This is a genomic window from Stenotrophomonas terrae (assembly GCF_039674165.1).
GTDB classification, from domain to species: domain Bacteria; phylum Pseudomonadota; class Gammaproteobacteria; order Xanthomonadales; family Xanthomonadaceae; genus Stenotrophomonas; species Stenotrophomonas terrae_A.
The window spans coordinates 21,960-46,624 of the sequence record NZ_JBDJMY010000003.1 but is presented as its reverse complement, the minus strand read 5'-3'; the positions used below and the strand labels follow the sequence as shown (position 1 = coordinate 46,624).

Genomic DNA, 24,665 nt, shown 5'->3' with positions numbered 1-24,665 from the left:
CGCAGATGCCGAACAAGGGAACGCCATTGGGGCCGTTGCGTATCCTGCTGGTGGAGGATTCGCCCGAAGACGCCGAGCTGGTTGTCGACCAGTTGCTCGAGGCTGGTCTGCAGATCGAGTTCGAGCGGGTCGACAATGAGCCGGCGATGCGTAGCGCGCTGGAGGCCTGGATGCCGGATATCGTGCTGTCCGACCTCAGCATGCCTGGGTTTTCAGGCTATTACGCGTTGCACATCCTGCGCGAGCTGCACCCCAGCGTGCCCTTCATTTTCGTCTCCGGCACGATGGGTGAGGAGACCGCAGTGGAGGCGCTGCAGCACGGCGCCAACGATTACATCATCAAGCACCAGCCGGCGCGGCTGCCCTCGGCGGTAGCGCGGCTGGTGCGTGAAACCCGCAGCGAGCGCGAGCGCCTGCGGGTGGAAGATGAGCTGATGCGTGCGCAGCGGCTGGAAAGCCTGGCCCTGCTTGCCGCCGGGCTCAGTCATGACCTGCGCAACATCCTGCAGCCGCTGCTGATCATTCCGGATCTGATCCGCGATCGCAGCGACGACCCCAAGATCATTCGTCTGGCCGATGTCATCGCCGAATGCGGGCGTCGCGGCCATGAGATGGTCGAATCGATGCTGTCCTTCGTGCGCGGCTCACGCCAGCCCAGCGAACGCATCGTGCTGCAGCGCCTGTTCCAGGCCGTGGGGATGCTGCTCAAGAGCAGCCTGCCGCGCAACGCCGAGCTGCACCTTGAAGTATCCGACGATCGCATTGCGATCGAGGCGAACTACACCGAGCTGCAGCAGGTGCTGTTGAACCTTGCGCTCAACGCCATCCAGGCGATGCCGGACGGCGGCAAGTTGAGCCTGATCGCCGAACGTGTCGCTGGCGACGAGGACAAGGTGCGCATCCGTGTCAGTGATGACGGCATCGGCATGGACGAGGCCACGGTGAAGCGCCTGTTCACCCCGTTTTTCACCACCAAGTCCGACGGCACCGGGCTGGGCCTGGTGTCCTGCCATCGCATTGTTGAAAGCATCGGTGGGCAGATCCAGGTGCAGAGCCAGCTCGGCGAAGGCACCACCTTCGAACTGCTGTTGCCGATGTTTGAATGCAGCGGCGAAGAAGATGCCGAGCCGGTGGAAAGCAATCGGGTCGGTCACGGCGAACGCCTGCTGGTGGTGGACGACGAAGCCACGCGGTTGTCGCTGCTGGGCAACGCCTTGTCCAGCCAGGGGTATCGCATGCGCCTGGCCAGCGATGGCGCGGTGGCGATGCGGCATCTGCAGGAGGCAGGGCTGCCGGACGTGGTGCTGGTGGACAGCGGCATCCCATTGCTGTCGGCGGGCCAGTTGCTGGCGGAGATGCAGGCCATGGGCTATCGCGGCCCGGCGATCGTGCTGGAGGACGCCAATGCACCGGCCTTCGCCGACGGTGAGGCGCCATCGGGCATCAGCGTGCATGTGCTGCCCAAGCCCCTGGAGATGCAGCGGGTGTTTCGTGCCGTTGCCGACGCACTTGGGGTGGGCTGAAACAGGCCGTTGGCAGTGCGGCTTGGCGGCCGCTGGCCTATCATGTGCGCCCCCCTACGTTGCGGTGCTCAAGCTCGTCCACCGTGGCGCGGGCGGGCCCGCAGGCAAACCAACTCATGACCACTGTGCTTCTCAGCCTGGGCAGCAACCTGCAACCGCAGCATTACCTGCAAGCGGCGGTTGCCGTATTGCGCGAACGTTTCGGCGCGATCAGCGTCTCGCCGGCCTACCGCACGCCCGCGGTGGGTTTCGACGGCCCGGACTTCCTCAACAACGCAGTGATGCTGGATACCGAGCTGCCGTTGGCCGAGTTGGATGATTGGTTGCACGCGGTGGAAGACGCGCATGGTCGCGACCGTTCCGGTCCGCGTTTCAGCGACCGTACCCTGGACATCGACGTGGTGTATTACGGCGACCTGGTGGTGGAAGGCCCCGGCCATCTGCGCATCCCGCGGCCCGAGTTGAAGCATGCCTTCGTGCTGAAGCCGCTGGCGGACATCGCCCCGGAATTCGTCGACCCGGTACGTGGCTTGAGCCTGCAGCAGATGTGGCAGCAGCACCCGCAGTACGGGCAGACGTTCGACACGGTCGAGCTGTAACGCGGCACTACGCTTCTGCCCCCTCCCTTTGCCGCAGGCAAGGGGAGGGCTGGGGAGGGGTTGGCTGTTCGCTCGCAAAGCCTCTGCCGAGCTTGGCTCGGCACTACAGGTAAAAAAAAGGCGGCGCCATTGGCGCCGCCTTTTTGTTTTTCTTCCCGGTGCCTCAGCAGCAGCGGAAGCCGCTCCTGCCGCCGAAGCGGGCTTCCTGACGTTCGCGGAAGAAGGTTTTGTAATCCATGACCTCACGGTCAGGATGCTTCTCGCGCATGTGTCGGACATAGTTGTCGTAGTCCGGCACGCCGCAGCAAAGCCGCGCGGTCTGCACCAGACGCCGCCAGGTGCGGCGGAACGTCTGGTACTGGCCGACGGGGACCAGCTCGGTGCCCATTACAGATCGACCTCGTGCGGCTTCAATGCCACATAAGGCGTTTCCTTGTCGGTGCGCGTCGGCGAGCGACGTGCGGCGGCGATGGTCTTGACCGAATACACCAGCACCGCAAACACCACGAACAGGAACAGCGCGGTCAGGGCGGTGTTGATGTAGTTGTTCACCATCACCTGATGCATCTGGTCGAAGTTCTTCGACGGTGCCAGCAGTTCTTTGGCGGCAATGGCGTCACGGTACTTGTGCGCCTGGGCCAGGAAGCCCACTGCCGGGATGTCGGAGAAGATCTTGATGAAGCCTGCTGCGGTAGTGCAGATCAGCAGCCAGATGGCCGGTACCAGCGGCACCCAGGCGTACTTGTCTTTCTTCATCTTGAACAGCACCACGGTGCACAGCAGCAGTGCCACGCCGGCCAGCATCTGGTTGGCGATGCCGAACAGCGGCCACAGCATGTTGATGCCACCCAGCGGATCGGTCACGCCCTGATACAGGAAGTAACCCCACAGCGCCACGCAGCCACCGGTGGCGATGAAGCTGGCCACCCACGAGTCGGTGCGGCGCAGGGCCGGCACGAAGTTGCCCAGCAGATCCTGCAGCATGAAGCGGCCCGAACGGGTGCCCGCGTCCACAGCGGTCAGGATGAACAGTGCTTCGAACAGGATGGCGAAGTGGTACCAGAAGGCCATCATGCCTTCGCCCGGCAGTACTGCATGCAGGATCTGCGCGATACCAACGGCCAGCGTCGGCGCGCCACCGGCACGCGAGAGGATGGTGCTTTCACCAATCTCCGCAGCGGTTGCGGTCAACTGTTCCGGGGTGATGGCAAAGCCCCAGTTGGTCACGACCTGCGCAGCATGGACCACGTCGGTGCCGATAATGGCGGCCGGGCTGTTCATGGCGAAGTAGATGCCCGGCTCGATGATCGAAGCGGCGACCATGGCCATGATTGCCACGAACGATTCCATCAGCATGCCGCCGTAACCGATGTAGGCGGCATGGCCTTCATTGGCCAGCAGTTTGGGCGTGGTGCCCGAGCTGATCAGTGCATGGAAGCCCGACACCGCACCGCAGGCAATGGTGATGAACAGGAACGGGAACATGCTGCCCTTCCACACCGGGCCAGTGCCATCGGCAAACTGGGTCAGTGCCGGCATCTTCAGTTCCGGCATCACGATCAGGATGCCGATCGCCAAACCGACAATCGTGCCGATCTTGAGGAAGGTAGACAGGTAATCGCGCGGGGCCAGCAGCAGCCACACCGGCAGCACGGCGGCGACAAAGCCGTAGCCGATCAGCATCCAGGTGATCTGGATACCGGTGAAGGTGAACATCGGGCCCATCACCGGGTCAGCGGCAACCTTGCCGCCGTACCAGATGGCAGCCAACAGCAGGATCAGGCCAACGATTGAAATCTCGCCGATCTTGCCCGGCCGGATGTAGCGCATGTACACGCCCATCAAGATGGCGATCGGCATGGTCGCGATCACCGTGAACATGCCCCAGGGGCTGCCCTCCAATGCCTTGACGACGATCATCGCCAGCACCGCCAGGATGATGATCATGATCATGAATACGCCGAACAAGGCGATGGTGCCAGGCACCTGGCCCATCTCCTCGCGTACCAGGTCACCCAGCGAGCGGCCGTTGCGACGGGTCGAGATGAACAGGATCATGAAGTCCTGCACCGCACCGGCCAGCACCACGCCGGCAATCAGCCATAGCGTGCCGGGCAGATAGCCCATCTGGGCGGCAAGCACCGGGCCCACCAGCGGGCCTGCACCGGCAATTGCGGCGAAGTGGTGTCCGAACAGTACGTGCTTGTTGGTGGGCACATAGTCCAGGCCATCGTTGTTGAGCACTGCCGGCGTAGCGCGGGTGGGATCAACCCCCAGCACCTTGTTGGCGATGAACAGGCCGTAGTAGCGGAAGGCCACCAGATACAGCGATACCGCTGCTACCACGATCCACAGGGCATTGATGTGTTCGCCGCGGCGTAGCGCCACGACGCCTAGACAGAATGCGCCGATCAGGGACAGCAGCGCCCATCCGGCTTTTGAAAAACCTTTCATCGAGTTGCCTCGCAGGGGAATATGCCCAAGGTTCTACCCATGCCGGGCGGGGGTCAATGTGCATGGCGGCTGAAGCGGATGCGACTTTGGTCTTAGGTCAACGTCCCATTGAATATGACTGCGGGCTTTGTCGCGCTGTTGTGCGGTGCTGGAACGAAAGGTTGCAGTGATGACGGTTGGTTTGGGTACGGGTGGCAGGCATTGTCTGCTGCACGTTCAAGGAGCTTGTTCATGAGTAACCAGGATTCGGCGCGGGTGGTTCGCAGCATCCGCGGCATGCCTACTTCCGATGGTGCGGGGGTGCGATTGACCCGCGTCATCGGTACGCCCTCGCTGCCCGAGCTTGATCCTTTCCTGATGCTGGACGAGTTCGGCACCGACAGGGCGGAGGACTACATCGCTGGTTTCCCCGACCATCCGCACCGTGGTTTCGAGACGGTGACCTATATGCTCGATGGCCGCATGCGGCATAAGGACAACCACGGCAACGAGGGTTTGCTGACGCCTGGCAGCGTTCAATGGATGACTGCCGGTCGTGGGCTTGTGCACTCGGAAATGCCCGAGCAGGAATCGGGCCGCATGCGCGGCTTCCAGCTGTGGGTGAACCTGCCGGCGCGCGACAAGATGACCGATCCGCGCTATCAGGAATTCGCTGCCGAACGTATTCCGCAGTTGTCACCGGCGCAGGGTGTCAGCGTGAAGGTGATCGCCGGTACGGTGGATTCGGTCAGCGGGCCAATCCAGCAGCCGGCTACCGAGCCGCTGTATCTGGACGTAAGCCTGAGCGCGGGCAGCGCCTGGACGTGCCCGCTGCCGGCCGGGCACAACGCCTTCGCCTATGTATTCGAAGGCAGCGCAGTGCTGGGTGAAGGCGAGGATGCGCGTGCGCTGGAGCTGCAGCAGCTGGCCGTGCTGGGTGGTGGCAGCAGATTGCAGATGCGCGCCGGTGCGCAGGGCGCACGATTGATCGTGCTGGCGGGGCGGCCGCTGCGCGAGCCGATAGCGCGGCATGGGCCGTTCGTGATGAACACCCGTGAGGAGTTTATGCAGGCCTTCGTCGATTACCAGGAAGGCCGCTTCTGAGCGATGGCCGGTCCCGCGCGTGCTGCGCCGGGACCGGTATCAGCGCCGGCTCAGTTGCTGCCGGCCAAGGCGGACGGATTGAGGTTCAAGGTCTGGGTCAGGTTCTGCAGCGTGCCCAGCTCGGTGGTGTCGGCCGCGTCGATCCAGATCTGCGCGTAGCGGTTCTTGTCCAGCTTGACCACGCTGATGCGGCGTGACTCCAGGCCGGGTACATCGCGGCCACCCATGTCCAGCTTGTACCAGTACATCTGCTCGCCGCCGAACTCGCCTTTCTCCGCGCGCAGTGGGCGGTTCAAGGCCAGGTCGGGATCACGCCCGCTCAGCATCATGTTCAGTACCGTGCGGCCATCTTCGGTGGTGGCCTTGCAGACGATGAAATCATTCTGCGTCTGCTGGTCCCAGTGCAGGCCGCTGCTGGCAGGCAGTGACGGACACTGCACGGCTTGCTGGGCGAAAGCATTGGCGCTGACGCCGAGTGCAAGTACGGCAGAAAAAATACAGACAGTCTTCACTACGCATTCCCCCATGGAACATCGGCCCAACGGCGCGACGAAGTCGTGTGGATGTTTCTGAAGTGACGTCATGGCTGGTGGGGGGTATCCGTCCCCCTCTGTACGTGCATCCCCATGCGCGCCAGCCAAGTGGCGACGGTATTACAAAATCCCCATCACTTGCAAAATCTCTTTCCATAACGGGAACGGCCCCGCGTGGGGGCCGTTCGGTATATCCGTATCAGTTGAAACCAATCGTGCGACTTATTTGTCGTTGCCGATCCACTTATAGGCCAGGCCGCCGATGGCCGCACCAAGGATGGGCGCCACCCAGAACAGCCACAGCTGGCTGATTGCGCCGGCGCCGGCAAACAGGGCGACGGCGGTGGAGCGGGCCGGGTTCACCGAGGTGTTGGTGACCGGGATGCTGATCAGGTGGATCAGGGTCAGTGCCAGGCCAATCGCGATCGGTGCGAAGCCGGCCGGCGCGCGGCCATGGGTAGCACCCATGATCACGATCAGGAACACCGCGGTCAGCACCACTTCGCAGAGGAAGGCCGCAGCCACGGTATAGCCGCCCGGCGACAGCGCGCCGTAGCCGTTGCTGGCGAAGGCGCCGGGCGAACTGCCATCAATCAGGAAGCTGGCATTGCCCTGGGCGATCTGCAGCAGGATGAAGGCAGCGACGATGCCGCCCAGCACCTGGGCCACGATGTAGGGCAGCAGGTCCTTGGCCGGGAAGCGACCGCCGGCCCACAGGCCAATACTGACCGCCGGGTTGAAGTGCGCGCCGGAAACATGGCCAAACGCATAGGCACCGGTGAGTACGGTCAGGCCGAAAGCAAGGGAAACACCGACAAAACCAATGCCCAGCGGATTACCGTCACCGCCGAACTTCGCCGCCAATACCGCGCTGCCGCAGCCACCCAATACCAGCCAGAAGGTGCCAAGAAATTCGGCAGCCAGACGCTTTCCCATGCTCATTGTGTCGTTCCTTTTATGTTCCCCGATTCGGGTGTGGGGAAAGTAACGGAGAAGAGGGGCGGATGCGTAGCGAAATCGTTAACTATTTCCCGCTTTTACCTGTAGTGCTTTAGCACTATGCGCGGCTTGCGCGTTGCTGGCTACAGGGCGGCAACGGCTGTACGTGGTGACCAGCCTCGGCCTTGACGGGAGGAGCGGAGTCAGCCCGGCAGCGGGATGAACTCCTTGTCGTCACCGGGAATGGTGCCGAAGCGGCCGTTCTGCCAATCGTCCTTGGCCTGCTCGATGCGCTCCTTGGAGCTGGAGACGAAGTTCCACCATAGATGGCGTGGCCCATCCAGCGGCTCGCCGCCCATCAGCATGGCTTTGACGGGGGTCTTGGCGCGCAGGCGGCCGCGCGCGCCGGGTTCGGGGATGACCAGGTGCTGGCTGGGAACGTCGGTGCCGTCCAGCTGCGCATCGCCTTCCAGGATGTAGAGCGCGCGCTCGATGTGCGAGGTATCCAGGTCGATCTCGGCGCCGGGTTCCAGGTCGATGGCGACGTTCAAGGTGTCGGCAAATACCTTTACCGGCGACTCCTCGCCGTAGGCACGGCCGGCAATCACCCGCAGCCAGGCGCCATCGCGGCGCTGCTGCGGCAGCTGGTCAGCACCGAAATGGAAGAAGGCCGGGTCGGTTTCTTCGTGGCTTTTGGGTAGTGCAACCCAGGTCTGCATGCCATGTACCGCCTGCTCGTGCTCACGCACGGCAGCGGGGGTTCGTTCGGAGTGGGCAATGCCACGGCCGGCCGTCATCCAGTTCACGTCGCCGGGGCGGATGACCTGTTCCGATCCCAGCGTGTCGCGATGCCCGATCTGGCCGGCCCATAGGAAAGTGACCGTAGCCAAGCCGATATGCGGATGCGGACGCACATCAATGCCTTGGCCGGGGCTGAAGATGGCCGGCCCCATATGGTCCACGAACACGAACGAACCCACACTGCGCGCCTGCAGCGAGGGCACCGCGCGGCGGACCTGGAATCCGCCGAGGTCGTGAACACGCGGGCTGATGATGGTGGTCATGGCGGGCTGGCTCCGGATTGCATGAATGTGCGCGCAGGATGGCATGGGGGCGGCGAAGACGGGGTGTCGTGCGGGGAATGGATTGTTTTTTTGATGGGGTGGTGTGGCGGGGTGGTGTGGCGACTGAAAGCGCTACCCCAGAAAGCGTTACCCCTCCCCAACCCTCCCCTTGCCTTCGGCAAAGGGAGGGGGCAGTTCGCGGCTACTTCACAGATTGCCGCGCAGCCGCTCTGGCCCCCTCCCTTTGCCGGAGGCAAGGGGAGGGTTGGGGAGGGGTGAGCTCCCGCTCTTGCTCATTAGAAAAATGCCGGACAAACAAACAAAGCCAGTCTCCGCTACAACTACCCAGCCCCCATACCCAAACCCCCAACGAAGAACGGATGCCAACGCGAAGGGGCTACAATCGCGGTCTTCCTTCCCCATCCCGGAGACATCCGCAGTGACCCGCAAACTCGTGCTGTTGCGCCATGGCCAGAGCCAGTGGAACCTCGATAACCGCTTCACCGGCTGGGTGGACGTGGACCTCACCGAGCAGGGCCGCCAGGAAGCTGCCACCGCTGGGCGGTTGATGAAGGACGAAGGCCTGCAGTTCGATGTGGCCCACACCTCGGTGCTCAAGCGCGCCATCCACACCCTGCAGGGTGCCTTGACCGAGCTGGGGCAGGATTGGCTGCCGGTCAACAAATCCTGGCGCCTGAACGAGCGTCACTACGGTGGCCTGCAGGGCCTGGACAAGGCCGAAACCGCCGCCAAGCACGGCGAGGAGCAGGTCAAGGTATGGCGTCGTTCCTACGACATCCCGCCGCCGCCGATGGACCTGGCCGATCCGGGCCACCCGATCCACGACCGTCGCTATGCTGGCCTGGACCGCAACGCCTTGCCGGCCACCGAGTCGTTGGCAACCACGCTGGACCGTGTGCTGCCGTACTGGCATGACGCCATCGCACCGCAGTTGAAGGAAGGCAAGACCGTGCTGGTCACCGCCCACGGCAACTCGCTGCGCGCGCTGTACAAGTACCTCAACAACGTGAGCAAGGAACAGATCCTTGAGCTCAACATCCCGACCGGCATTCCGTTGCTGTTTGAATTGAACGACGACCTCACCGTCAAGTCGTTCCGTTACCTCGGCGATCCGGAAGCGGCCAAGAAGGCCGCCGAGGCCGTGGCCAACCAGGGCAAGGCCAAGTAAGCGACCCGCTGAAAGCAGCGTCGTTGTTGCCTGCTCAGGCAATGAATCATCCAAAGACCGATGTCAGCATGCTGGCATCGGTCTTTGCTTTTGAAGCAGCGACCTACTTTGGATTTGTGGCAGCGACCTACTTTGGATTTGTGGGAGCGGCGTAAGCCGCGAAGCTGACCTCGCTGAGGTCGCAAGCGCCGATGGCATCTGATGATGTCTGTGCTTCGCGGCTAACGCCGCTCCCACAAAGTCAGCTCCGTATTCTTGTAGGAGCGGCGTCAGCCGCGAAGCTGACACTGCTGAGGTCGCAAGCGCGGATGGCATCTGATGATGTCTCTGCTTCGCGGCTTACGCCGCTCCTACAAAAATCAGCTCCGCAGCCCCGGTTGTACTCTCAACGTTGGCACTGCGCCGGGTTGGCTTCACAACGTGCGTTGTCACGTAATGCAAGGTCTTTCCCGATGTTGTAGCCGCCGTACAGCAGCGCTATTACCAGCAAAGCCAGACCAATCATCAGGTTGTCGGTACGGATGTCTGCAGAGCTTGGCGGGGTGGTGATGGTGTGCGGGTTGCTGGCAGGCTGGAAGAGCAGCAAATCCACCGCCGCAACCTCCAGCGCCGCCGCAACCGCCATCCGCGACTCGAGCGAGGCGTTGCCCTCGGCTTCCAGCCGCTGCACGGTGCGTGCGCTCAAGCCGCAGAGGCTGGCCAGGTGTTCCTGCGACCATCCGCGGGCTTCGCGCAGTTGTTTGATCCGCTGTCCGTCGATCTTCATTGTTCCATCTTCCATGGCGCGTTCCTGACGATGTTAGCCGAGCGGGCAGGCTGCCGGAAAATCTCGGTCGGCAACACGACAGCAAGCCGACAAGGGCCTGTCGGTCTAGTTGAATCAACAGCTTGCGCTTTCTCTGGTCGCAGCTGCACAGCATCGCACTGGGTATGCCGGTGGCTGGAGCGAACTTTGGAAGCGTACGGTGCCATGCCATCATCGGCTACTGATCACGATCGTTGGAGAGTCTGCTTGAGCAAATGGATGATGTCGGTGGTGGTAATGGTGGCGCTGAGCGCCTGTAAGGGTGCTCCGGATGAGGCTGCCACCGCGCCGCCACAAACTACTGCCGCCCAGCCGGGAGCGGTAACCGCGCAGCGCGGCGAGGGCGCCCCTTACGAAGTGCTGGGCAGTGAAGTCTGGGACGTTCCCGACCCGGTCAGTGGCCGCAACTACCAGATGTTTGTGGCCCTGCCGGCCGGCTACGCCGACAACCCCGACAAGCGCTACCCGGTGCTGTATGTCACCGATGCCGACTACGCGTTCCCACTGGTCTGGCAGATGGCGCGGCGCCTGAATGTCGAAGGGCGCAAGATCGAAGACTTCATCCTGGTTGGTTTGTCCTATGCAAAGGGCGAGGGCGGCATGCAGAGTCGCCGGCGCGACTACACGCCCACCGCCAATGGCCCCAGCAGTTCGCCAGCCGATGCCGTGCATGGTGGCGCCGGTGCCTACATCACCTATCTGGAAACCCAGGCGCTGCCCTTCATGGCCAAGCGTTACCGCACGGACGAAACCCGGCGTATGTTCCTTGGGCACTCCTATGGCGCCTTGCTGGGCACGCAGGTGATGCTGGAGCGGCCGCAGCTTTTCAGTGCCTACATCCTCGGCAGTCCCTCGTACTGGTTCGACAAACAGGTGATGGAGCGCCGGCTGGCCCAGGCCGGCAAGGCGCCTGAGCTGCCGGTACGGGCCTATATGTACGTGGGCGAGTACGAATCGGTGCAGCACGGCGGCGACGCTGACATGGTGGTCGATGCGCAGCGCATGATCGGCCTGCTGGGCGCCCGCGGTGGCCGCTCACTGCAGCTGAAGCTGGACGTGCTCAATGACGAGGATCACCTCAGCGTCGCACCGCGTGGCTTCATGCATGGGCTGAAATATCTGCTGGCTGCGCCACAGGGCTGAGCCATGCCGGGCACAAGGCCGGGGCCGTGGCGTTGACAGCGTCCGGTCCCAGTGCGCGGCACCCCGACCAACGGCAGGTGCGCCGCCGCGCGATGTGTCTAGACTTCGGTCAACTCCCTGCCTGTGCTGACCCATGACCTTGCCGCCAGCCAGATATCGCAGCGACGCAGCACAGGCGCCAGCACGGCGCCGCGTGTTCGAGGGTGAGCGCCTGGCAGTGCGGGTCAGTTGGTACGCGCCTGGCGAACACATGCAACGGCATGCGCATGACTGCCATCAGCTTTCGTTGCTGCTGCTGGGCACCCTGCAGGAGCAGACCTCGCAGGGCGAGGAGCGCCTGGCTGTGCCCGCATTGGGGGTGAAGCGGGCCGGGGTGATGCATGCCAATGACTACGGCTCAGCCGGCGCGTTGATGCTGGGTATCGATCTACCGGCCGCGTTCGACCTGCAGAAGACCCTCGGCATTGGCCAGGCCTGGCAATGGCGTGGTGGTGACCTGCAGCCAGCGCTGCGCAGTGGACGAAGCCTGTTGTCGGCATTGTCTGCCGGTGAGCTGGGCAGCTGCGATATCGACAGTCGGCTATGGGAATTGCTGGCCAGCATGGCCACCACCGGCGAGCGCCCGGCAGGCGCACCGCCGCGTTGGCTTGCAGGCAGTTGCCAGCGCCTGCAGGAGCAGACGCTGCCCTTGGCCGCGCTGGCCAGCGAGGTCGGCGTGCATCCGGTGTATTTCGCCCGCGCTTTCGCGCGCTGGATGGGCTGTGCACCGTCGGTGTTCCGTGCGCGTGCACAGCTGCAGCGGGCATTGCCGTTGTTGGCCAAGGGCCACGCGCTGGCCGATGTGGCACAACGTGCAGGCTTTGCCGATCAATCCCATCTCAGCCGCATCGCGCGGGCGCACAGCGGCTTGACCCCGGCCCGGTTGCGCGCGCTGCTGCGGGCATGAGCAGGTTCAATCCGTTCAAGATTTGCCGGGTAGCGATAAGGCATCGTGCCTGCGATCAGTCACGGAATCGGCCCATGTACCTGCGCAACATCCTGTCCCTGCTATTGCTGCCCGCTTGCCTGGGCGGCGCTGCGACGGTATCAGCCGCGGCCCCGGAACAGGCTGCGCGCAAGCTCGCCACGTTCCTGGACGGCATTCCGGAGCTGGGCCCCGGCTATGCGGTAGTGGTTGTTGATCGTGATCGGCAACTGCTGGGCTATGCGCGCGGGCAGCGCAATGCCAGCACGGCAGCGCCATTGACGATGCACACGCCGATGTACATCGCCTCCCAGACCAAATCGTATATGGGGCTGCTGGCGCAGTTGCTGGACCAGCAGGGCGTGCTGCGCCTGGACAGTACCCTGGCCGATCACTGGCCAACGCTGCAGCTGCCAGGAGGCGTTGATCCAGCCGCCTGGACGCTGGCCGACCTGCTCAATCACCGCGTTCCTTTGAGTGCCGATGTCATCACCACGCTGGAGGCCTACATCGGCAGTCCGGATCCAACCCTGTATCCGCAGCTGCTGCAGCAGTTCGCCAGCAAGCGCGCTGATGGCTTCGACTACGACAACCTGGGCTACAACATCTACGCGGCAATCCTGCAGCAACGCACCGGCCGCTCCTGGCAGGACTGGTTGCAGCAACAGCTGTTCACGCCACTGCAGCTGCATGAAACCGCAACCCGCACCTCGTCCTTCGATCCGGCGCAGCTGGCTTTCAATCACCAGTGGCTGGGTGCAGGGCAGGGCTGGCGGCTGGTGCCACCGAAACCCGATGCGCTCATGCATTCGGCCGGCGGCATGATGACCTCGCCGCGTGACATGGGCCGCTGGTTGCGGCTGCAGTTGGGTGCACCGCTTTCATCGCAGTTGGGTGCCGGCAGCTTGCAGGCTGCGCATCGCATTGGCGCGCAGGTGGATCCCAAGGCGCGCAATGCCTATGAGCTGCCCTGCAACGGCTATGCCTACGGTTGGAACGTATGTGATTTCGAGGGGCATACGCTTTACATCCACGGCGGCAGCTACACCGGTGCGCGCAGCATGATGGCGTTCTCACCGGATCTGGGCGTGGGTATCGGTGTGTTCTCCAATTCGGATAACGCCACTGGCTGGTTGACCTCGCGCACGGTGGTGCAGTTCTTCCAGTATCTGGTTGATCACCCGGAGGCTGATTCGTGGGCGCAGATCCGTCAACAGGCCTATCCCAAGCGCGTTGCCGAGCAGCTGACAGGCATGCGCGCGCGCCAAGCCAAAGAGCACGACGATCCGCGTTGGCAGGGCTGGCAGTGGCGGCCGGCGGCCGTTGCTGGCTACGGCGGAGACTTCCGTGCTGAACAGCTACCGGTAAGCGCACGGATTATTGCTGCTGATGAGGGCCTGCAGCTTCGGATAGGTGCGCTCAGCCGCACGCTGACGCCAGCCGCTGCGGATCTGTTTGCCGCCCAGGACGGACCCTTGTCGGTACCGGAACCATTGCAGTTCCTGCGCGATACGCAGGGCGAGTTGCTTGGCTTTGAGTTCGATGGGCAGCGTTATCTGCGTGCCTCGCCCAACTAAGTGCTAGAAGCCGACCCGGTTTGTGGGAGCGGCGTAAGCCGCGAAGCTGGGCATGCGGCAGCTTCCACGGTGTTTGTGGCCTGACCCGCTATGTGTTTCGCGGCTTACGCCGCTCCTACAACAATGTGTTTGGTGGCTTGCCGTACAACGCAGAAGCCCGGCATCGGGCCGGGCTTCTGGTCAACACGTTCGGTGCGGGCTTACTTGAAGTCCAGCGTCTTCTCGAACGACTTCAGTTCGTGTCGCGCCATCGCCAGGTTGGCGTGGGTGCGGTCAAGCATGACGTACAGGAACAGGTCCTTGTTGCCATCCAGTGGCCGGATCAGGTGGTATTGCTTGGACAGGGTCAGCAGGATGTCCTCGACCACATCGGTCAGGCCCAGTGCGTTCGCCACGCGGCGCTTGGCACGGACAACATCGGCATTGCCGGCCGCAGCAACTTCCATGTCGACCGAGCCGCCGCCCAGGGTGCCCAGGGTCATGCCGCTGTCGCCATCCACCAATGCCGCGCCGATGAAACCGGCGATCTCGCTCAATGCGTCAAGTCTTACGTTTGCAGCCATTTTCCATCCAATGAAGTAAAGAGTTCTACAAATGCAAAGCCCGCGCAGGCGCATGCCCGGCGGGTGGCCGCGCAGCATAGCGAAAACCCGCCGGTGGGTGCCAGCCAGCAAGGGTGGATAGGTATGCATCAGCGGTGCCGCAGGGTGCGGGTGCAGTTGCACGGCTATTGCGAACGGCTGAGGCGGCCTGGGCGCAAAACTTCGCAAACCGCGGTATCGGCTTTGGCCTCGGGCTTGCGCTGCGACGTGTCAGCCTGCGCCAATGAATCCATCACGATCATTTTACGGTTGGCTTGCAGAATAGCGGGCAGTAGCTTGCCGCCGCCGACAATGCGCCGCGGCGACTATCCCGTTATTGTTTATTCCAACCAACAGGAGCAACACGTCATGGGCAAGCCAGCAGTTGTTCTGGTACATGGTTTCTGGGGCGGTGCGGCGCATTGGGCCGGGGTGATTCTGGAGCTCAAACGGCTGGGTTATCGGGATATCCACGCAGTCGAGAATCCACTGACATCGTTGGCCGATGATGCCGAACGCACCCGCAAGATGGTGGCGCAGATCGATGGTCCGGTGGTGTTGGTCGGCCATTCCTACGGTGGCGCGGTGATCAGTCAGGCCGGCAACCTGCCCAACGTAAAGGCGCTGGTATTCGTCGCCGCGTTTGCACCCGATGCCGGCGAAAGCGCCGGAGGGCTTACCCAGCAACACCTGCCTGCCGCTGCACCGAATCTGGCGCCGGACAGCGATGGCTACCTGTGGCTGAAGGTCGACAAATTCCACGAAAGCTTCTGCCAGGATCTGCCTGAGGACCAGGCATTTGTAATGGCAGTGGCGCAGAAAGCCCCGTTGGCCAGCACGTTTGGCGACAACGTCACCGACCCGGCCTGGCGGCACAAGCCGAGCTGGTACCAGATATCCAGCCAGGACCGGATGATCGCGCCGGAAAACCAGAAGGCGATGTCTGATCGCATGAATGCGCGCAAGGTGATCACTCTGGAGGCCAGCCATGCGTCGCTGGCATCGCACGCCGGCGAGATTGCGGCGTTGATCGACGAGGCCGCCACCGCCACTGCGGGCTGACAGCGGCGTGGCCCCGTGACGTGTTCTGCCGCAATAGCGCGCTGGCAGAACATGCTTGCGCCTCAGCGGAAGAACTGGCTTGGGGTCAAGCCGAATCGGCGTTTGAACATGGTGGCGAAGGCGCTGGGGCTTTCATAGCCCAGGGCCAAGGCCACATCGATGATCTTTTCACCGACCGCCAGCCGCTCCAACGCACGCAGCAGGCGTGCCTGCTGGCGCCATTGACCGAAGGTCATGCCCAGTTCGCGGGCGCATAGACGCTGGATGGTTTTCACATCCACCTGCAGCCGCAGCGCCCAGTCCTGCAGCGTGGATGCATCGTCGGGGTGACGTTCGAGTTGCCGGCCGATCCTGCGCAGGCGGGGGTCGCTGGGTTCGGGCAGGTGCAAGGGCAGCTCCGGCAGCGTCTGCACCTCGTCCAGGATCAGGCGCATCAGGCGCCCGTCGCGTGATTGCTCACGATAGGGCTGCGCCACACTGGCGGCGGCGTGGATCAGTGCTGCCAGCAACGGCGTGATCGACACCGCGGACGGCGTGGCCGCTGCGTGCGGCATATGGCTGGGGGCGATGTACAGGCTGCGCATACGGACCGCACCGATGCAGTGCACCTGGTGGCCGATGCCGGCAGGCATCCAGATAGCGCGGGTACTGGGCACCACCCAGCGGCCCATGCCGGCACGCACCACCAGTACCCCGGTTTCGGCGTAGATCAGCTGGTGCCGGTCGGGATGGTGGTGCAAGGGGATAGGCGTGGTGGCGTCGTAATCGCGCGCCTTGCAGTACACGGCGGTGTCCGGGCCCACCGGCAGCGGCATGCGCCGGCCCTTGCGCGGAGCTATGTCCTTTTCGAGCAGATGCATGACCATATTGCGCAGGATGGGCGTGGTGCTTGAATCTACCATGCGATCCGCCCCCCAACTGCGGTCATGCCATGTCATCCATTGCTCCATCGGTTGCAGCCCCCGTTTCACAACGTCGTCCGGTCGCTGTCGGTGTGCTGGCTGCCATCAGCAGCTCGCACCTGGTCAACGACATGATGCAGTCGCTGATCCTGGCGCTGTATCCGATCTTCAAAGGCCAGTTTCACCTGAGCTTTGCCCAGGTGGGCCTGATCACCTTGACCTACCAGCTCACCGCTTCCGTGTTCCAACCCTTGATCGGCCTGCGCACCGACAAGCGCCCGGCGCCGTACTCGTTGCCGATGGGCATGACCTCGACGCTGTGCGGCCTGTTGTTGCTGGCCTATGCGCCCAACTTCGGCACGGTGCTGGCGGCGGCGATGTTGATTGGTGTTGGCTCGGCGATTTTCCATCCCGAATCCTCGCGCATTGCGCGCTTGGCCTCCGGCGGCCGCCACGGGCTGTCGCAATCGGTGTTCCAGCTGGGCGGCAACGCCGGTACGGCAGTTGGTCCGTTGCTGGCAGCGCTGGTCATCGTGCCGAACGGGCAACGCAGCGTGGCCTGGTTTGCTGGCGCTGCGTTGTTGGGCATCGGCCTGCTGAGTTACGTGAGCCGCTGGTACCAGCAGCACCTGGTGGCCAGTGCGGCCAGTCCCCGGCCGGCCCCGAGCAGCACCTTGCCGCAATTGCCGCCGCGCACGGTGGCGTGGGTGATCGCGATCCTGCTGGTGCTGATCTTCAGCAAGTATTTCTATATTGCTGGCTTGAGCAGCTATTACACGCTCTATCTGATGCAGAAATTCCATGTGTCGGTGCAGAGCGCGCAGTTGCATCTGTTCGGCTTCCTGGCAGCGTCGGCGGCAGGTACGTTGCTGGGTGGGCCGCTGGGTGACCGCATCGGCCGCAAGCCGGTGATCTGGGCATCGATCCTGGGCGTGGCACCGTTCGCTTTGATCCTGCCCTATGCCGATCTGCAATGGACAATGATCCTGTCGATGATCATCGGCTTTGTGTTGTCCTCGGCGTTCTCGGCAATCCTGGTGTATGCGCAGGAGCTGATGCCCAATCGCATCGGCACCGTGTCCGGCCTGTTCTTCGGTTTTGCGTTCGGCATGGGCGGGTTGGGGGCGGCGGTGCTTGGTGTACTGGCTGACCACACCAGCATCATCTGGGTCTACAAGGTGATCTCGTTCCTGCCGCTGCTGGGTATCGTCGCTGCGTTCCTGCCAAGCCGGCGCGCGCACTGAAGGTGAGCCGGCAGGCTTGTTTGGCAGAAGATGGCCCGGGTGCGCGAAACGCACCCGGGCCGATCATCTAGGCTGGACGGACGCGGTGTAGCAAATCCCGATGCTGGCCGTGAGCGTGGTGACAACGACGCTGCGTCCGCCGCGATAGCTGGCCGGTATCGCAGCGGCATGCAATCGGTATTGGTGCCGATGCAGTCCTGCACCGATGCTGGGTAGATGAATTCAAACATCATTTCGTTCAACGGACAGGTCGGCCTGGTCACCGGTGCCGCAGGTGGCCTGGGCCTGGCTTACGCGCGGTTGCTGGCTGGCATGGGCGCACATATGGTGCTGCATGACGTTGGCGCCGCCACCGACGGCAGTGGCCATGATCCGGTGGCGGTGGCTGCAGCCGTCGATTGTCTGGCTAGCAACGGCCTGCAGGCGCAGGGCGACCATCAGCCGATCGATACGCGTGCTGCCTGTCATGCGCTGGTGCAGCGCATCGTGCGTGCGCATGGCCGTCTGGATTTCGTGATCCACAATGCCGGCTGGGTTGAGTATCAGCCGATTGAAGAACTGGACGAGCAGCATTTGGATCACATGCTTGCCATCGCCGCGAAGGCCCCGCTGTGGTTGGCGCAGGCCGCCTGGCCGGTGATGCGTGCTGCCGGTGGCGGACGCATCGTGGTGACCACCTCCGATCGCGCGTTGTACCCGCAGTACGTGCAGCAAGGCCTTGCCAGCTATGCGATGGGCAAAAGCGCTGCGCTGGGTCTGGTCAATGTGCTCGCAGCGGAGGGCGCGCCGCATAACATCGTGGTCAACGCGGTATCGCCGGTGGCAAAGACACGGATGTGGGGTATCAGCGGCGAGCCGGACGACCTGCATCCGCAGTCGGTTGCACCCGGCGTGGCATTCCTCGCCTCAAGGCAGTGCAGCGAAGGCGGCTGGGTCCTGCGTGCGAGCAATGGCCAGTTCCGCGCGACGCGGCTGCAGGAAACTGAGGGCGTCAGCTACCCGCGTGATCTGCTTGCGGTGCACGCGGACACTGCGCAGGCCGTGCATGAGGCATGGGCGCGGATCAGCGCCGCCAGCGTCAGCCTGCCGCAAGCGCAGGCGGCCTGTTAGGCTGCAGGCCCTTGCTGACGGTGTCCTCGATGATCGACCTTCGTCTGTTGCGGCAGTTCGTTGCCGTCGCCGAGGAGCTGCATTTCCATCGTGCCGCGGCGCGGCTGCACATGTCGCAGCCACCGTTGACCGCTGCAATCCGCCGTTTGGAGGAGTTGCTGGGCGCCGAACTGATCGTGCGTGGCAATCGCACGCTTGGGCTGACTGCCGCTGGCCAGGTGTTGCTGCTGGAAGCGCGGCAGACCCTGCAGCAGGCCGAACGTGCGTTCGTGCATACCCGTGATGTCGCTGCGGGACGCAGCGGCGTCCTGCGCATGGCCTATGTCGGCAGTGCCATGTATGGCCGCCTGCCAAGCCTGATCCGCAGCTTCCGCCAGACACATCCGATGGTGCGGCTGGAGTTGCGCGAAGCGACTTCACGGCAGCAGCAGCGCATGTTGCGCGCGGCGGAAATCGATCTGGGTATTTTGATTGCGCCGGTGCCCGAAGCCGGTGATCTGCAACTGCGTCCATTCGATCGCGACGGGCTGGCAATAGCGTTGCCGCAGGGACATCGGCTGCAGTCCGCAGCGCAATCGATTGATGTCGCGGATCTGGCGGGCGAGGATTTCGTGATGTGGCCCGCTGACGAAGGCATCGGCTTCCATTCGCATGTGATGGCGCTGTGCCGCGCCTCGGGCTTCGTGCCCGACGTAGTGCAGGAAGCGCACGGCATGCATGCGGTGCTGTCGCTGGTAGCGGTTGGCGCCGGTGTTGCCATCGTGCCCGCGAGCATGGCCGGATTCCGCAGCGAAGAGATCCACTATCAGCACATTGGCACAGCGGACGCTGGTTTCGAGTTGCAGCTATGCCTGCGGCCGGGCCACGACAACCCAGCGCTGCAGCAATGGTTGGCGCGCTGCACTGCGGATTGAGCGGCGCCTGTAGTGAATGGCGCATGCAGTGAGCCCGCGCATGCAGTGAATGGCGAAAGCAGTGAATGGCGAAAGCAGTGAGCGGCAACGCTTCTGCCCCCTCCCTTTCGCAACGCGAAGGGGAGGGCTGGGGAGGGGTAAAGCTCCTACTGCAGTTCCCCCGTAGGGCATGTTCTCGATTGCGGAGGTTCCGTGCCTCGGCGACAGCCGAAACTTAGGGCGGCGCCCGTTTGCCTGAATTCGTGTGCACGACACCCACGAGTGCGTGAAGTTGCACGATTGTGCTTGTTGTTGCATGATGTGGCGAACGGGCACTTCAAGCCGATCAAGCTGCGCGCGATCCCTGTCGCCCGCCCCAAACGCCAGCCACCGCCAAAATGAACCCATGACCGCCTCCAATCCGGATGCACTACCGCAGGAGCGCCAGCAGCGCATCCTCGATCAGCTTCGAAAGCACGGCCGCGTGGTTGCAAACGACCTGGCGGCGGAATTCGTGGTTTCCGAGGATTCCATTCGCCGCGATCTGCGCGACATGGCAGCCAAAGGGCTGTGCCGAAGGGTATATGGCGGGGCGCTGTTGCCGACGCCACAATTCGACGCACTGCCCGAGCGAGTAGGGCGGCACGATCCGGAACGCAGTGCCTTGGCGGCCCACGCGGCCTCGTTGTTGGTGCCAGGGCAGGTGGTGCTGATGGATGCCGGTTCCACCAACGTCGAGATCGCCCGCGCGTTGCGCGGCATGGCAGTGACGGTGGTGACCAACTCGCCTGCGGTCGCCGCTGCACTGAGTGGCGCGCAGGCCACCGAGGTGGTGATGATTGGCGGACGCATCGATCCGCGAAGTGGTGGAGCCATCGGTTCCATCGCATTGCAGCAGCTGACCCAGCTGCAGGCCGATGTCTGCATTCCCGGCGTCTGCGCGGTCGATCCTGAAACCGGCATCTGGGGCATCAACGCCGAAGAATGCGCGTTCAAACAGGCAATGCTGCGCGCCAGCGATACGGCGTTCGTCGTCGCCAGCAGCGAGAAACTCGGTGCGCGCGGCAGCTTCCGTATTGCCGCTATCGAGCAGGTTGATCAACTGCTGATCAGTGACCGCGTCTCCATGGAAATGCAGGCGCGATTGGCGCCGATTGCGCAGCGCCTGCATCGCGTTGCCGTTGCGAAAGCCTGATTCAACAGCCCATCACCGGCAAGCGCGGGCCGCAGAACAACATCCAGGAACTACATGTGAGCCATTCCTCATCCCTACAGCGCAGCCAGCAGATGGCCACCCGCGCAGCCTTCTTCGTTCCCGGTTTTGCGATTGCATGCTGGGCGCCACTGGTGCCGTTCGCCAAGGCCCGCGCAGGTCTTGATGACGCATTGCTGGGCGTGCTGCTGCTGTGCCTGGGCTTGGGCTCGCTGCTGTCGATGCCGCTTGCCGGCATGCTGGCTGCGCGCCATGGTTGCCGGCCAGTGATGCTAGCAACCGTGCTGATGATGGTGTTGACGCTTCCGCTGCTGGCGGTGACCACCACGCCGCTGGGCATTGGCATCGTGCTGCTGGTGTTCGGCGCGGGCATCGGTGCGATGGATTGCGTAATGAACATCCAGGCCGTTGTGGTGGAGCGTGAGTCCGGCCGCGCGATGATGTCTGGCTTCCATGCCTTCTACAGCATTGGCGCGCTGTCTGGCGCGGCCTTGGTGACGTTGCTGCTGTCGATCGGTGGCGATGCCTTGTTGTCCACATTGGTGGTGGCCGCGGGCGTTGTCGCGATCACGGCACTGTCATCGCGTTGGTGGCGCAGTGAACGCGCAGAGCAGGGCGAAAGCAGCTTTGCGCTACCGCGTGGCGTGGTGATCGTGATTGGCGCAGTGTGCTTCATCAGCTTTCTTGCCGAAGGCTCGATGCTGGATTGGAGTGCGGTGTTCCTGCATGACGTGCGCGGCGTTGAGCTGGCCCATGCCGGTTGGGGCTTTGTCGCCTTCAACATCGCCATGACCGCCACGCGCCTGTTCGGTGACCGCTTGGTGAACCAGCTTGGGCCGAGCATGGCGGTGTTGCTGGGTGGTCTGCTTGCGGGTGCAGGTTTCGTATTGGCAACCTTGGTACCAAGCTTCGGCATGGCGCTGCTGGGTTACGCGCTGGTCGGTATCGGCTGCGCCAATATCGTGCCGGTGATGTTCAGCCTGGCCGGGCGGCAGACCCGCATGCCGGAGAGTGTCGCCATTCCGGCCGTCACCACCATGGGCTATGCCGGCGTACTGCTGGGGCCGGCGGCAATCGGCTTCATTGCCCAGCAATGGTCGCTGCCTGCAGCGTTCCTGATGGCGGCAGCGTCGCTGGCAGTTGTAGCCGTGATCGGTTCGTTGTTGCGGGTGCGGTGAGCGCCGCTTTTTGCAGGGCAGCGCAGATGCTTGTGTTGGACAGCATCGGCGCGGGCCTTGCGGGCAAGGCTCACACGGTAGCGGGCGGCGGCGTGGCGTCAGTGTCCGGCGCTGCCTTCGGCAGACTGCGCACATGCACATCCTGCTGCGGATAGGGGATTTCTATCCCGGCTTGCTGCAATGCTGCGTGGATGCGGCTGATGAGCTCGCTGCGGATGTTGAGCCAGTTGTCGTAGTCGCGGGTCCAGGCGCGCACACTGAAATCCAGTGAGCTGGGGCCGAAGCCAACGAACAGCGCGGCAACAGCTGGCTCGCTGGCGATGCCGTTGGTCTGTTTAGCGCAGTTGGAAAGCAGCGCCAGCACCTGCTCGGGATCACTGCCGTAGGCAACGCCTACATTCACCTCGATGCGCCGGTTGCGGTCGAGCAGGGTCCAGTTGACCAGCGGCTCGGACAACAGCGTGCCGTTGGGAACCACCACGTCGGCGCCATCGAAGGTCTTGATGCGGGTGGAACGCATGCCGATGTCGCGTACGCGGCCGTTGATGGTACCCACCTCGACCACGTCGCCTGGCTGGATGGGCCGTTCAAACATCAGGATCAGGCCCGAAACAAAGTTGTTGACCACGTTCTGCAGGCCGAAACCAATGCCCACGCCCAGTGCGCCGAACAGCAGCGCCAGCTGGCTGCCTTTGAAGCCGGCTGCGGACAAGGCGATGATCACGCCCAGCATCAGCACCGCATACGACGCCAGCGAGGCGATGCTGTTGCCGATGCCGCGTGACATCTTGGCGCCGTGCTGCAGCACATCCTGCAGCAGCAGGCGGGTTATCCGCGCCGCCCAGAAGGCGATGGTGATTGCCGCGACGAAGGCAAGTACGTGGCCGAGCGACAAATTGAATTCACCAATGGAAAACTCATGCGACAGCACCCTGCTCAGCACTGCGTAGATCGGCCGCAGGATACGGAAACTGTCCATTGCATAGACCACCCAGCCGACGATGGCGGCAAATATGCCCAGCCGCCCGAGCAGTGCCAGCAATGGCGGGACGTGATCACGGGTAAGCCGGTAGCGTGCCAGGCTGGGGCGGCTCAGCAGCAGGTGCAACAGGCTCAACAGCACCGCGATACCGACGTAGAGCAGCAGCCCGAAATAGGCGCTGTCGATGATTGCGCTGGTCAGCATCTCCGCCAGTGTGAGGTTGCCGACGACGTTGGCTGCCAGTGACACGGCGAACAAGCCCTGCGCACCCCAGGCCGCCATGCGCAGCGCCTGACCGGCGCGCCCGGTAGCACTGGCGTGACCGCTGCGGTAAGCCTGCCATTGCACCAGTCCGGTCAGCAGCATGGCGACAATGGTCAGCGCCAAAGTGTAGTAACGGAACGCGACATTGCTGGACAGGAAGAAGAGGCCCAGGCCTCCGAGCAGATACAGCAACGATGCGGCCAAGGGCCAATAGCCCAGCAATCGGCGGCTGCCCGGTGGCAGCAGTCGCAGCACCGGCACCAGCGCGAACAACATGCCGATCTGCAGGGTCAGCAGTGGTGCATCGGGTTCCATCACCAGCATCACCATGGTCGACAGCAGCAGCCAGGTAGACACCGGCCGCGCAAGCACGCGCTGCGTTGCGGCTTCAATCGTGCTGTTGGCAGGCGTTCGCCGGCTGTAGTGCCAGCCCCATAGCAACAAGGGTATCAGCAGCACCTGGATTGCATGGAACAGGAACTGCGTGCGCCGGTGTTCGCCCACATAGGCACGGCTGAACTCCAGTTCGATCTGCAGGCCCGAGCTGAGGGCGTCGCTGGCTGCTGCGCGCTGGTCAGGCGAATACGCTTCGGCCTGCCACAGTGGCGGCGCATCTATCTGCAACAGCTGGTGGTCGAGGTAGTTGATTGCATCGCTAACGGCGGCGTGGCCGGACTGCAGCCGGGCCTCCAGCGCATTGGCGCGGGCGCCCAGTTCAATCTGCCGTGCGAGCGGGGCGGCTAGTGCCTGCTCGGCGCGGGTCAGTAGTGTGATCAAGGCATCGATGCGGCCCAGCAGCACCGGTGGGATGTCGCTCGGATGCTGCCGGGTAAGCTGCCAACTGGCCCGGCGTCGCGCCAGTTCGGCGGCATCTTCGGCATAGGGTTCGGTGGCGGTCTGCAGTGCATCACGCCAGCGGGCAAAGCGCTTGCTGTCGAATTGCCAGTGCCGGTCGAGGCTTTCCAGGCGAATGATCGGAACCCTGCGCAGCTGCGCCGGTGACAAGGCCTGTCTGCGCTGGTCCACCGAGCGGGTGATCGCTTCCAGGGAAGGGCCGAGCGCGGCGGTGGGATCGGGCTGTCCGGCGCGTTCGATGGCGGAGATGGCAAGGCGCTCGTCGGTGTCGGCGCGGATCACGATCAGGGCACTGTCGACGGGCTCCGGCGTGTTTGGGGTCGGCTGCGCGGCGATGGCCGGTGTGGCCGGGGCGGGCGGCGGGGTAGCCTGTGCGAAGGCAACAGGGCAGCAGACCGCGGCGAAACCGAACACAGCTGCGCGTAGCCAATGCATGGACGATTCCCGAGGGGTGGACGCTCTTGTCCGCGTCGCGGCAGTGTCGCACAGGGGCGGTTTATACGGAGCA

22 protein-coding genes are annotated in these 24,665 nt (G+C 63.6%); 13 read left to right on the top strand and 9 right to left on the bottom strand.

What is annotated here, in order from left to right; translation table 11 throughout:
* Positions 1 to 5 precede the first annotated feature (5 nt).
* Together ABE493_RS02130 and folK are read left to right on the top strand one after the other, a co-directional pair.
* Positions 6 to 1,523: a response regulator gene (locus ABE493_RS02130; protein WP_346496823.1), complete on the top strand. Its 1,518-nt coding sequence runs from the start codon at positions 6 to 8 to the stop codon at positions 1,521 to 1,523.
* A gap of 116 nt (positions 1,524 to 1,639) precedes the next feature.
* Complete coding sequence (gene folK, locus ABE493_RS02125; protein WP_346496821.1) at positions 1,640 to 2,122, top strand: 2-amino-4-hydroxy-6-hydroxymethyldihydropteridine diphosphokinase; 483 nt, start codon at positions 1,640 to 1,642, stop codon at positions 2,120 to 2,122.
* 163 nt (positions 2,123 to 2,285) lie between these two features.
* On the opposite strand, the gene ABE493_RS02120 is transcribed toward folK, so the two are convergent.
* The gene (locus tag ABE493_RS02120; protein ID WP_057626620.1) at positions 2,286 to 2,510 is read right to left on the bottom strand and encodes a YbdD/YjiX family protein; all 225 of its coding nucleotides are present in this window, start codon (positions 2,508 to 2,510) and stop codon (positions 2,286 to 2,288) included.
* On the bottom strand, positions 2,510 to 4,576 hold the full coding sequence (locus ABE493_RS02115) for a carbon starvation CstA family protein (RefSeq protein ID WP_346496819.1): 2,067 nt from the start codon (positions 4,574 to 4,576) through the stop codon (positions 2,510 to 2,512). Before ABE493_RS02115 ends, ABE493_RS02120 begins: the two co-directional genes overlap by 1 nt.
* Before the next feature lie 231 nt (positions 4,577 to 4,807).
* Between ABE493_RS02115 and ABE493_RS02110 the strand changes: the two genes are divergently transcribed.
* Positions 4,808 to 5,659: a pirin family protein gene (locus tag ABE493_RS02110; RefSeq protein ID WP_346496817.1), complete on the top strand. Its 852-nt coding sequence runs from the start codon at positions 4,808 to 4,810 to the stop codon at positions 5,657 to 5,659.
* Between the two features lie 50 nt (positions 5,660 to 5,709).
* Here the strand turns inward: ABE493_RS02110 and ABE493_RS02105 are convergent, their stop codons facing one another.
* From ABE493_RS02105 to ABE493_RS02095, 3 genes are all read right to left on the bottom strand, one after another.
* A complete protein-coding gene (locus tag ABE493_RS02105) occupies positions 5,710 to 6,171 on the bottom strand; it encodes a hypothetical protein (RefSeq protein WP_430980692.1) in 462 nt (153 codons plus the stop codon).
* 243 nt (positions 6,172 to 6,414) lie between these two features.
* On the bottom strand, positions 6,415 to 7,134 hold the full coding sequence (gene aqpZ, locus ABE493_RS02100; protein WP_346496815.1) for an aquaporin Z: 720 nt from the start codon (positions 7,132 to 7,134) through the stop codon (positions 6,415 to 6,417).
* 200 nt (positions 7,135 to 7,334) lie between these two features.
* Positions 7,335 to 8,195, bottom strand: coding sequence for a pirin family protein (locus tag ABE493_RS02095; RefSeq protein WP_346496813.1), 861 nt, complete (start codon positions 8,193 to 8,195; stop codon positions 7,335 to 7,337).
* Positions 8,196 to 8,634: 439 nt separating this feature from the next.
* On the opposite strand from ABE493_RS02095, the gene gpmA reads away from it, so the two are divergent.
* Positions 8,635 to 9,384, top strand: a complete 750-nt coding sequence (gene gpmA, locus ABE493_RS02090; RefSeq protein WP_346496811.1) for a 2,3-diphosphoglycerate-dependent phosphoglycerate mutase — start codon at positions 8,635 to 8,637, stop codon at positions 9,382 to 9,384.
* 385 nt (positions 9,385 to 9,769) lie between these two features.
* Here gpmA and ABE493_RS02085 read toward each other — a convergent pair whose 3' ends face one another.
* Entirely contained in the window at positions 9,770 to 10,165 is a 396-nt protein-coding gene (locus tag ABE493_RS02085) for a helix-turn-helix domain-containing protein (protein WP_346496809.1), read from the bottom strand.
* A 261-nt stretch (positions 10,166 to 10,426) separates the two neighbouring features.
* Here ABE493_RS02085 and ABE493_RS02080 point away from each other — a divergent pair, with 261 nt between their 5' ends.
* The 3 genes from ABE493_RS02080 to ABE493_RS02070 all read left to right on the top strand — a co-directional run bounded on the left by ABE493_RS02080 (position 10,427) and on the right by ABE493_RS02070 (position 13,873).
* The gene (locus ABE493_RS02080) at positions 10,427 to 11,332 is read left to right on the top strand and encodes an alpha/beta hydrolase (protein ID WP_430980698.1); all 906 of its coding nucleotides are present in this window, start codon (positions 10,427 to 10,429) and stop codon (positions 11,330 to 11,332) included.
* Positions 11,333 to 11,465: 133 nt separating this feature from the next.
* Positions 11,466 to 12,278 carry a helix-turn-helix transcriptional regulator gene (locus ABE493_RS02075; RefSeq protein WP_346496807.1) on the top strand — a complete coding sequence of 271 codons (813 nt, stop codon included), beginning with the start codon at positions 11,466 to 11,468 and terminating at the stop codon, positions 12,276 to 12,278.
* A 74-nt stretch (positions 12,279 to 12,352) separates the two neighbouring features.
* Positions 12,353 to 13,873, top strand: coding sequence for a serine hydrolase domain-containing protein (locus ABE493_RS02070; protein WP_346496805.1), 1,521 nt, complete (start codon positions 12,353 to 12,355; stop codon positions 13,871 to 13,873).
* A 200-nt stretch (positions 13,874 to 14,073) separates the two neighbouring features.
* Here the strand turns inward: ABE493_RS02070 and ABE493_RS02065 are convergent, their stop codons facing one another.
* Positions 14,074 to 14,436, bottom strand: coding sequence for a roadblock/LC7 domain-containing protein (locus ABE493_RS02065; RefSeq protein WP_346496803.1), 363 nt, complete (start codon positions 14,434 to 14,436; stop codon positions 14,074 to 14,076).
* A 387-nt stretch (positions 14,437 to 14,823) separates the two neighbouring features.
* Between ABE493_RS02065 and ABE493_RS02060 the strand changes: the two genes are divergently transcribed.
* The gene (locus ABE493_RS02060; RefSeq protein ID WP_346496801.1) at positions 14,824 to 15,516 is read left to right on the top strand and encodes an alpha/beta hydrolase; all 693 of its coding nucleotides are present in this window, start codon (positions 14,824 to 14,826) and stop codon (positions 15,514 to 15,516) included.
* A 62-nt stretch (positions 15,517 to 15,578) separates the two neighbouring features.
* Here the strand turns inward: ABE493_RS02060 and ABE493_RS02055 are convergent, their stop codons facing one another.
* Positions 15,579 to 16,331 carry an AraC family transcriptional regulator gene (locus ABE493_RS02055; protein ID WP_430980697.1) on the bottom strand — a complete coding sequence of 251 codons (753 nt, stop codon included), beginning with the start codon at positions 16,329 to 16,331 and terminating at the stop codon, positions 15,579 to 15,581.
* 116 nt (positions 16,332 to 16,447) lie between these two features.
* Between ABE493_RS02055 and ABE493_RS02050 the strand changes: the two genes are divergently transcribed.
* From ABE493_RS02050 to ABE493_RS02030, 5 genes are all read left to right on the top strand, one after another.
* Positions 16,448 to 17,662: an MFS transporter gene (locus ABE493_RS02050; protein ID WP_346496797.1), complete on the top strand. Its 1,215-nt coding sequence runs from the start codon at positions 16,448 to 16,450 to the stop codon at positions 17,660 to 17,662.
* Between the two features lie 216 nt (positions 17,663 to 17,878).
* Positions 17,879 to 18,772, top strand: coding sequence for an SDR family NAD(P)-dependent oxidoreductase (locus tag ABE493_RS02045; RefSeq protein WP_346496795.1), 894 nt, complete (start codon positions 17,879 to 17,881; stop codon positions 18,770 to 18,772).
* A gap of 29 nt (positions 18,773 to 18,801) precedes the next feature.
* Positions 18,802 to 19,686, top strand: a complete 885-nt coding sequence (locus ABE493_RS02040) for a LysR family transcriptional regulator (protein WP_346496793.1) — start codon at positions 18,802 to 18,804, stop codon at positions 19,684 to 19,686.
* A gap of 385 nt (positions 19,687 to 20,071) precedes the next feature.
* The gene (locus ABE493_RS02035; protein WP_346496791.1) at positions 20,072 to 20,860 is read left to right on the top strand and encodes a DeoR/GlpR family DNA-binding transcription regulator; all 789 of its coding nucleotides are present in this window, start codon (positions 20,072 to 20,074) and stop codon (positions 20,858 to 20,860) included.
* Between the two features lie 92 nt (positions 20,861 to 20,952).
* Positions 20,953 to 22,056 carry an MFS transporter gene (locus ABE493_RS02030; RefSeq protein ID WP_346496991.1) on the top strand — a complete coding sequence of 368 codons (1,104 nt, stop codon included), beginning with the start codon at positions 20,953 to 20,955 and terminating at the stop codon, positions 22,054 to 22,056.
* A gap of 70 nt (positions 22,057 to 22,126) precedes the next feature.
* Here the strand turns inward: ABE493_RS02030 and ABE493_RS02025 are convergent, their stop codons facing one another.
* Positions 22,127 to 24,592, bottom strand: a complete 2,466-nt coding sequence (locus tag ABE493_RS02025) for a mechanosensitive ion channel family protein (RefSeq protein WP_346496789.1) — start codon at positions 24,590 to 24,592, stop codon at positions 22,127 to 22,129.
* Positions 24,593 to 24,665 lie beyond the last annotated feature (73 nt).